Source organism: bacterium (genome assembly GCA_021372515.1).
In the GTDB taxonomy this organism is placed as follows: Bacteria; Gemmatimonadota; Glassbacteria; order GWA2-58-10; family GWA2-58-10; genus JAJFUG01.
In genome coordinates, this window is the sequence record JAJFUG010000020.1 from 1 (window position 1) to 8,374 (window position 8,374).

Genomic DNA, 8,374 nt, shown 5'->3' on the forward strand with positions numbered 1-8,374 from the left:
ACTGTCCGGCGGCGATTCGCGGCAGCGCCGCCGCTGCAACGCGGGAGCGGAATCGATGCTTTGCGAACACTATAGTCAGAAATAGTGTCGCGGTTGGGACGAGGCAAGCGGCCCCCGCTGGCTTTGCTGCTTTGGCCGAAACCAAAGCAGAAAAGGGTCTTTCGGCTTCTCACTGCAAGTTCCTAACCGGACATTGCTGGCCGAGAGCTAAAGATGGGAAACAGGTGAGACTGCAATAACAATTCATGCAGCAGGAGAATCGCATTTTGACTGATACGGCTAAACCCGGCGGTGACACAGCGGGTCAGACTGATTACGGACAGCTCTCCAGGTTCCGTCAGCCGAGTCTTCGCAAAGCCATGTGGCAGCTTTCGAATACGTGCATCCCATACGTGGCGCTGTGGCTGCTGATGGTGTTGATGCTGAAGCGGGGATATCCGTACTGGATCACGCTGGCATTGGCGGTTGTCGCGGCTGCATTCCTGGTCCGTATCTTTATTTTCTTCCACGATTGCACACACGGCTCGTTTTTTTCTTCACAGCGCGCGAACAGAATTCTGGGGCGCATCCTGGGCCTGCTGACATTCACCCCGTTCCAGGAATGGCGCTATCTGCACCTTTCGCACCATGCCACGGCCGGCGACCTTGACCGGCGCGGCAAAGGCGATGTCTGGACCATGACCGTAAGCGAGTACCGGGCGGCGCCGCTTTACAAGCGGATGGGCTATCGCATCTTCCGCAACCCGCTTGTCATATTCGGCCTGGGACCGGCGCTGATATTCATCTTTTCGATGCGTTTCTCTCACCGCGGGGCACGGAGGAAAGAGCGCCTCGATGTTCTGCTCACCAACCTCATCCTTGCGGCAGTCATAGCCCTGGCCAGCCTTCTAATAGGCCTGCGGCCGTACCTGATGATCCAGTTGCCTGTCATTTTTGTGGCCGGAGTGATAGGAATCTGGCTTTTCTATGTCCAGCACCAGTTCGAGGGAGTTTACTGGGCCAGTCACGAGACCTGGGACCCGAAAAGGGCGGCCCTGGAGGGCAGCTCGTATTACAAGCTGCCCAGGATCTTGCAGTGGTTCACCGGCAACATCGGCCTGCACCATATCCACCACGATCAGCCGCGTATCCCGAATTACAACCTGCAACGGTGTTACGATGAGATTCCGGCGCTTCAGGAGGTCAAACCTCTCACCATACTGAGAAGCCTGGAGTCGCCGAAGCTGAAGCTGTGGGATGAAAAACTGAATAAAATGGTGGGTTTCCGGGCGCTCAAGGCTCTCCCGCGCTAAAGCGGCCTGCTGCCGGATTTATCGAATGCGGCGGCACCTACGCGCAGGCGCGCGGACAAAAAAGGGGCGGCCTCAAACGGTCACCCCTTCAATCTTGCTGCGCGACCGCTTTTCATCTTTCCCGCAGCAGCACCCAGAGCCCCGCGGGCGGCAGCATCCGGTCCAGGCTGGGCTTCTCCAGGCGCTCGCGCTTGACCCCTCCGGTGACATCCACCAGCGTGATGTCCCCCCGTCCGGGCAGGGCGAAATCGAGCACATTGGCCACCACGCGCTGGGGCGCGGACTGGTCGCGGTTCACCAACAGAATCGCGCTGGGTCCGTTCTGGTCGACCAGCTTGATCAGCGCGGCCACGTCGCCGCTGTCCGGGTTGAGGTCGAAACGGTAGGTCAGGTGCTCGAACCGCAGCACGTCATGGCCCAGCTTGAACCCCAGCAACTCCTTGATGAACAGCCGCAGGTCAACCCCGGTATTTTCCCAGTCCTCGGGGCGGGTCCGGACCACGTGCAGCCGCTTGCGGAAACCGTACTCGAAGCCGACCGGGATCATGAACCCGGTGGAGAAAAAAGCCTCGAACGCGGTGCGCTGGCGGATGAGCGCCAGGTCGCCCTTGAGTTCCTGGTACAGGCGCTGGGTGTCGTGGGTCTCGGGGAAACTGATCGAGGGGGCCAGCTCGCGGGTGGCCTGGTACTGCTCCAGGGCCCAGTCGGCGCGCCAGTCCCACCATTTGCTGCTGTTGAAGATGTAGTCGAAGCCCGCCCCGGCCAGCTCCACGATCTGCGCCTCACGGCAGCCCAGGCTTTCGGCGAAGAACACCGCGTCCGGGAACCGCGCGCGGCTCTCGGCGATCAGTTCCTGCCAGAGTTCCACTGTCACCTTGTAGGCCGCGTCACAGCGGAACCCGTCGAACCCCAGCTCCAGGTAATGCCTTGTCAGCTTGCACCACCAGAGCCAGAGTGCCTTGCGCTCGCTGCTGGCCGCGTTGTCGACCTCGGCCAGGTCGCGCCAGACCACCTTCCTCTGCCCGTCCAGCACCGAGGGGTGACGGACCCGGCCCTTGTCGTCGTGCACGTACCAGGCCGGGTGCTGCGTGACCAGCGGGCTGTCCACCGCGGTGTGGTTCACCAGCAGGTCGAGCATCACTTTGAGGCCCAGGCTGTGGGCCTGGTCCAGCATCTCACGCACGATCGTGTCGGACGGACGGCGCTCGCCCGGGTCGAGCAACAGCGGGTTGAGGGCGAAATAGTCACGTACGGAATACAGGCTGCCCGAGGCCCCCGGCTGCTGGATCGGGTTGAGGAAGACCCAGTTGAACCCCATCGAGGCGGCCCGCTCCAGGTGGCCGCGCCAGCCCGAGAACGGCCCGGCGAGCAACGGGAACAGGTTGTAGATCAGGGCTGGCTGGAATTTGTGCATTTGAGTTCTCCCCGACGGTGACCACTCACCGTGTGACAACCGCCTGTTAAAGGCGCAACGTCAATCCAACGGCGGAAGGTCCACGCGGCCGTGGCGGATCAGCCAGGCCAGGGCTTCGCGCACGGCCTGAAGCGAGCTGTAGCGCGGGCTGTAGCCGAGCAGACGGCGGGCTTTCTCGATGCTCCCCACCGGGCAGTGACGGATATGCTCCCAGGTCTCCTCGGCCACGCTGTCGCTGACCGTGGCTTTCCACTCCGGCCAGCTCAGGCAGCGGATGTCGGCCTCACGGCCGAACCAGCCAGCCACGGCCCGGCAGTAGCCGCGCAAGGTGAGCGCCGCGGGCGAGACCACGTTGAAGCTCTGGCTGATCGAGGCGGCCGGGTTGGCCAGGGCCAGCTCGAACGCCTGGGCCACGTCATCCGCATGCACGTGGTGCAGCGTGGCCAGCCCGGTGTCGGGCAGGCAGACAGGCTCGCCGCGGCCCAGGCGCTCGAACACGCCCAGGTCGAGGTTGCCCGCCGGGTTGATCGGCGCCCAGCCCGGGCCCACGATATGCCCGGGGTGCAGGGCTGTGGCCGCCAGCCGCCCGCCGAGCGAGGCCTCGATCAGCATTTCCTCTATCCGGGCCTTATTCCGTCCGTACTCCTGGTCCGCCCGTCGCGGCTCGTTTTCAGTGGTCGGGGCCATCTCGGTGGGGCCGTAGACCCACATGGTCCCGCAGTACAGGTAGTGACGGGTCCGGCCCTCCAGGGCCTCAAGGAGCTGGGGCAGACTGTCCGGGTGGAACAGGATCAGGTCGATCACCGCATCCGCGTCCAGGGCGGCGATCTCGCGGCCGAAAGCGTGCTTGCCCTCGGCCTCATTCCGGTCGATCAGCACCCGTCGCACAGTCTCCCAGACCGGTGGTTTATGGTAAGGTTCGCGCCCGCCGCGGCTGACCGCGATCACCTCGTGGCCCGCCGCCGCCAGACGCGGCACGAGATATGTCCCGATATGCCCCATCGCCCCGATCACGACTACTCGCATGGATCTCTCCGGCTCGATTCAGGTTAATCAGTGCAAAAAACACGCAATTCAGCGCTCTTACCGTTTAGAATACGGATTTTCGGGCTTCCGGTCAACCGGGGAGCTCATTCCCAGCGGTAATCCGGGGTGAAACTGTGGTGTTTCTGGAACCAGCGGATAAGGAGCAGTCCGGTGACAAACCCGCCGATATGGGCGTGCCAGGCCACCCCGGCCTGGGCGGGCGCACCCAGGCCATTCAGTATCTGCAGCAGGAACCACACCCCCAGCACGAATATCGCGGGCAGAGGGACCACCCGGATGAAAATGATGATTATGATCAGGGTGTAGACCCGCGCGAACGGGTGCAGCACGATATAGGCCCCCAGCACTCCGGCCACCGCGCCGCTCGCCCCGATCATCGGCACGCTGGAGTGCGGGTCGGCGAGCACCTGGGTCGACGCCGCGATCAGCCCGCTCAGAAGGTAGAACAGCACGAAGCGGAAATGCCCCATGCTGTCCTCGACATTGTTGCCGAAGATCCAGAGGTAAAGCATGTTCCCGCCCAGGTGCATCCAGCCGCCGTGCATGAACATCGAGCTCAAAACCGTGCCCAGCGGATAGAAGCCCAGGTGGCCCGCCCCTCCGGTCAGGACAGCGCTCAGGCGGGAGGGCACCACGCCCCAGACATGCACGAACTGGTCGGCCGAGCCGGCGGGCAGGCTAAGCTGAAAGACAAACGCCAGCACGTTGAGCACGATCAGAAGCACCGTGACAATCGGCTTGGTCCGGGTCGGGACATCATCTTTGAACGGTATCATCCGGCGTTCCCCGCAGGTCAGTCCGGTTAACCCTCAGCAGCCGCGGCAGAGGGCAGGGTCAGGCGGAAAGTGCTGCCGCGTCCGGGTGCGCTTTCCACCTGGATCGAGCCGCCGTTCTCCTCCAGGGTCTTTTTCACGATCGCCAGCCCGAGGCCCAGGCCGGTGTCGCGCGTGGTGAAAAACGGCTGGAACACTTTCTCCACTGTGGCGCTGTCCATGCCGCTGCCGTTGTCGCTCACCTCGACCACGGTCTCGCCGGGAAGGCCGGGCCGCGAGGCCACCCGCACCCGGCCCACTCCGCCGGCCGGCAGGGCTTGCAGGGCGTTGGTCAGAAGGTTCAGCAGCACGCGGGCCAGCTGACCGCGGTCGGCGAACACCGTGCGCGCCTGCGGGTCCAGTTCCAGTTCCAGAGCCGCCCCGCGCTCGACGGCCAGGGGACGCACCAGGTCCAGCGCCCCGCCCGCCACGCTCTCCAGGTCGAGACTCTCTCGCTCGGGATGGGCCGGGCGGGCGTACTCCAGGAAATTGTTCAGGATCAGCTTGAGGCTCGCCACCTCGGACATCACGCGCTCGATGTAGCCGCGGGCCTCGCTGCCGGGCGCAGCCTCATCCCGGGCCAAGGCGGCGAACATCTCGATCCCGCTCATGGGGTTGCGTATCTCGTGCGCCACCGAGGCCACCATCAGGCGTTGGCTTTCCTCGCGCTCGTTGAGGCCCTGGCGCATCCGGTTGAACGCCGCGGCCAGGGCGCCGATCTCGCGCGGGGCCCGTCGCTGGACCTCCACCGCGCGGTCCAGACGGCCCTGGCCGATCCGCTCGGCCGCCTCCACCAGTCGCTGCACCGGGCGGCTCACGCTGCGCGCCAGAAAGAACCCGGCCGCGACTGTCAGGGCCGCGCCCAACAGCACGAACAGGATCACCCAACGCCCCAGCCCAGCCACCAGCTCCAGGTAGTCCGCCCCGGCATCCGCCGCCACCACCGCCACGGCCGCGCTGTCCCGCCCGGTCACCACGGCGAACCCGCTCTTGTACCACTGGCCGTCATCGCCCCGGAACAGCACGCTGGCGCTGGGATGGCCGGCCAGGGTGGCCTCCACCTCGGGCCGCTGGTACTGAAGGCGGGCCAGGGGCGTGCCGATGGGCAGGCCCGGCTCGGTGTCGAGCAGGCTGCGGAACTGGAGGTCGAACACCAGCAGACGCCTCAGGCCGGCCGCCTGGCGCATCCGCTCCAACTGCGCCCGGTAGCTCTGCCAGGAGCGGAACTCCTCATCCCCGGGACGGAAACTGGCTAACAGCTCCGGTTCGAACCGCGTGGCCACGGCCCCGGCCACCGCCACCAGGCCCTTGCCCAGCTCGCGGTCCAGGCTCCGGCGGGCTGTTTCGTAGTAAAAAAGTCCGCTCAGCGCCAGCACGGGCACCACAAAAGCCACGTACGCGACGATCAGCCGGGTGCGAAGACGGGGGCCGCGGGACAACGGATCCACCTCCCGGTTACGGGGACAGCCTTGCGTGAAGGGATACAGTCCGCTGCGGAATATTACACGCCCGGCCCCGCCGCGGCAAGGAATCAGCCGCGCCACGGCCGCGTCTCAGATCGGGCGGTCATCCGGCTCGTAGTCGGCGGGCTCGAGCTGGAGCGTGGTGTGAACGATCCCGAACCGCTGGCGCAGCATATCCTGGGCCTCGCGCAGGCAATGCTGCCAGTGGGTCGTGTCGCTGCAGCCGGGGGCCAGGCGGATGTGCACGCTCAGCACCGGCAGGCCGCTGGCGACGGTCCAGATGTGCAGGTCGTGGATGTCGCTGAAATGCTCGATCCCGCGCAGCGCGGCATCCACCTGGTGGTAGTCGATGTTCTCCGGGGTGGCGTTCAGGATGATGTCTATCGAGCGGCGCAGAAGGCCCAGGCTGCTCCAGAGGATGATGAGCCCGATCACCACGCTCACCAGGGGGTCGACCGGGGTCCAGCCCGTGGTGAGGATCACCGCTCCGGCCACAATCGCCCCCACCGAGCCCAGGGCATCCCCGGCCATGTGCAGGAACGCGCCCTCGAGGTTGAGGTTGCCGTGACGGCTGCCCATCAGGACCCAGGCGCTGGCCAGGTTGGCGGCCAGACCCGCCGCGGCCACCCAGAGCATCAGCGGGCCGTCCACCACTTGCGGCTCGGCCAGCCGCACCCATGCGCTCCAGAAAATCACGCCCACGATCACCACCAGCGTGGCCCCGTTCACGAACGCCCCGATCACCTCGGCGCGCAGCATCCCAAACGTGCGCTCGGGCGTGGGCGGCCGACGGGCCAGGTGCGCCGCCACAATCGCCAATCCCAGCGCGGCCACGTCGGTCAGCATGTGCCCGGCGTCGGCCAGAAGGGCCAGGCTGCCGGAGAGCAGCCCGCCCGCCACCTCCACCAGCAGGAACACAAAATTGATCCCCAACGCCCACCACAGACGGCGCAGCGAGGCGTCGTCCCTATCGGTCACGCCGTTCACCGACGGCGCGCACGGGCCGTGCCCGTCGCAGTGAGTATGACTGTGTGAACGTGACATCTTTCCCCTGACTGAATGACTTCCGGGTCGTGGTCGCCATCTCGATCGCTATCCCGGGTTCAACCCGGGCTGCGTCGACGCACGTATTCCAGCTTGACCAGACCGCTCTCCCAGGTGCGCTCGCAGACAAGCTCCAGCGTTCTGTCCGGTCCGCCGCGCGGAAACAGCTCGATACCCCCACCCAGCAGCAGCGGATGCACGTGGATCACAAAACGGTCAATAAGATCGCGTTCGAGGCAGGCGGCGACAATCTCCGCCCCGCCGACCAGCCAGATATCCGATCCCGGCCGGGCTTTGAGCGCCTCGACAAACCTGCCGGGCGGCTCGTTCACGATTGTGGCCTCACCGTCCGGACCCGCCGTCCGGCCGCGGGAAAAAACGAAAATCTCCTTACCGCCGAACGGCCGCTCCTCGAAACCCAGGGCCTGCTCCCAGGTGCGGCGGCCGACCACAACCGTGCCCACCCGGTCGAGAAACTCCCGGTAACCGTAATCCTGGTCGATGAAACACCAATCCACCGCCCCGGAGCTCCGGGCGATGAACCCGTCCAGACTCGTGGCGATGTACAGAATCAGTTCGCGCATCCTCCCTCCTTTTCCGCCGTCCATCCGCGCGGCAGTTGGAGCCAGACTTAAAGTAACATCTTTCCGGCCCGCAGGGCAAGCCGCCCCTGCCCGGCGCAGATATCCATTGACCGGTCGGGGCGGCGTTCGTATCATTCCCCCATTGTCACCCGCGGCGTGGAACAGGCGGGGGTGAAGCCAAGAACATTACTATCCGGAGCTTACGCATCAGGGGAACCCCGGCGGTTCTCCTTCATTGTTCAACCGAGGAGGTCGGATGCAGAGGCACGCGTTATCAGTCCTGCCGGCGCTGGCTCTCTGGCTGGGGTTGTGCACCCAGGCCATGGCCGAGGGCGCCGCGCCGGTGATCGGCCTGCACGAGAACACCCCGCACGTGACCGCCCTGACCGGAGTGCGCCTGGTGCGCTCCCCCGGCGTGGTGGTCGAGGGCGCGACCGTGGTGGTGCGGGACGGCTGGATCGAGGCGGCCGGAGCGGGCGTGGCGGTCCCGCCGGACGCCGTGGTGCGGAACATGGCCGGCAAGACGATCTACCCGGCGTTCATCGACCTGTTCAGCAGCTACGGGGTGAGCAAGGAAGCGGCGGACAAGGCCGCCGCTCTGGGCAGCCGGAGCTGGAACCCGGCGGTGCGGCCCCAGCTTAAGGCCGCCACTCTTTTCAAGGCGGACAGTGCGGCCGCCGGCTCGTTCCGCAAGGCCGGGTTCGCCGCGGCGCTCACG

8 protein-coding genes are annotated in these 8,374 nt (G+C 65.8%); 2 read left to right on the forward strand and 6 right to left on the reverse strand.

What is annotated here, in order from left to right; genetic code table 11:
- Positions 1-266: 266 nt before the first annotated feature.
- Positions 267-1,292: a fatty acid desaturase gene (locus LLH00_01720; GenBank protein MCE5269985.1), complete on the forward strand. Its 1,026-nt coding sequence runs from the start codon at positions 267-269 to the stop codon at positions 1,290-1,292.
- Between the two features lie 112 nt (positions 1,293-1,404).
- On the opposite strand, the gene LLH00_01725 is transcribed toward LLH00_01720, so the two are convergent.
- The 6 genes from LLH00_01725 to LLH00_01750 all read right to left on the reverse strand — a co-directional run bounded on the left by LLH00_01725 (position 1,405) and on the right by LLH00_01750 (position 7,656).
- Positions 1,405-2,706, reverse strand: a complete 1,302-nt coding sequence (locus tag LLH00_01725) for an alpha-amylase (protein MCE5269986.1) — start codon at positions 2,704-2,706, stop codon at positions 1,405-1,407.
- A gap of 60 nt (positions 2,707-2,766) precedes the next feature.
- Positions 2,767-3,732, reverse strand: coding sequence for an NAD-dependent epimerase/dehydratase family protein (locus tag LLH00_01730; GenBank protein MCE5269987.1), 966 nt, complete (start codon positions 3,730-3,732; stop codon positions 2,767-2,769).
- Between the two features lie 104 nt (positions 3,733-3,836).
- Positions 3,837-4,529 carry a rhomboid family intramembrane serine protease gene (locus tag LLH00_01735; protein MCE5269988.1) on the reverse strand — a complete coding sequence of 231 codons (693 nt, stop codon included), beginning with the start codon at positions 4,527-4,529 and terminating at the stop codon, positions 3,837-3,839.
- Between the two features lie 26 nt (positions 4,530-4,555).
- Positions 4,556-6,004 carry a HAMP domain-containing histidine kinase gene (locus LLH00_01740; GenBank protein ID MCE5269989.1) on the reverse strand — a complete coding sequence of 483 codons (1,449 nt, stop codon included), beginning with the start codon at positions 6,002-6,004 and terminating at the stop codon, positions 4,556-4,558.
- 114 nt (positions 6,005-6,118) lie between these two features.
- Positions 6,119-7,006: a cation diffusion facilitator family transporter gene (locus LLH00_01745; protein MCE5269990.1), complete on the reverse strand. Its 888-nt coding sequence runs from the start codon at positions 7,004-7,006 to the stop codon at positions 6,119-6,121.
- A 125-nt stretch (positions 7,007-7,131) separates the two neighbouring features.
- A complete protein-coding gene (locus LLH00_01750; protein ID MCE5269991.1) occupies positions 7,132-7,656 on the reverse strand; it encodes a dihydrofolate reductase family protein in 525 nt (174 codons plus the stop codon).
- 256 nt (positions 7,657-7,912) lie between these two features.
- Between LLH00_01750 and LLH00_01755 the strand changes: the two genes are divergently transcribed.
- A partial coding sequence (locus LLH00_01755; protein MCE5269992.1) for a hypothetical protein occupies positions 7,913-8,374 on the forward strand: 462 nt, incomplete at its 3' end.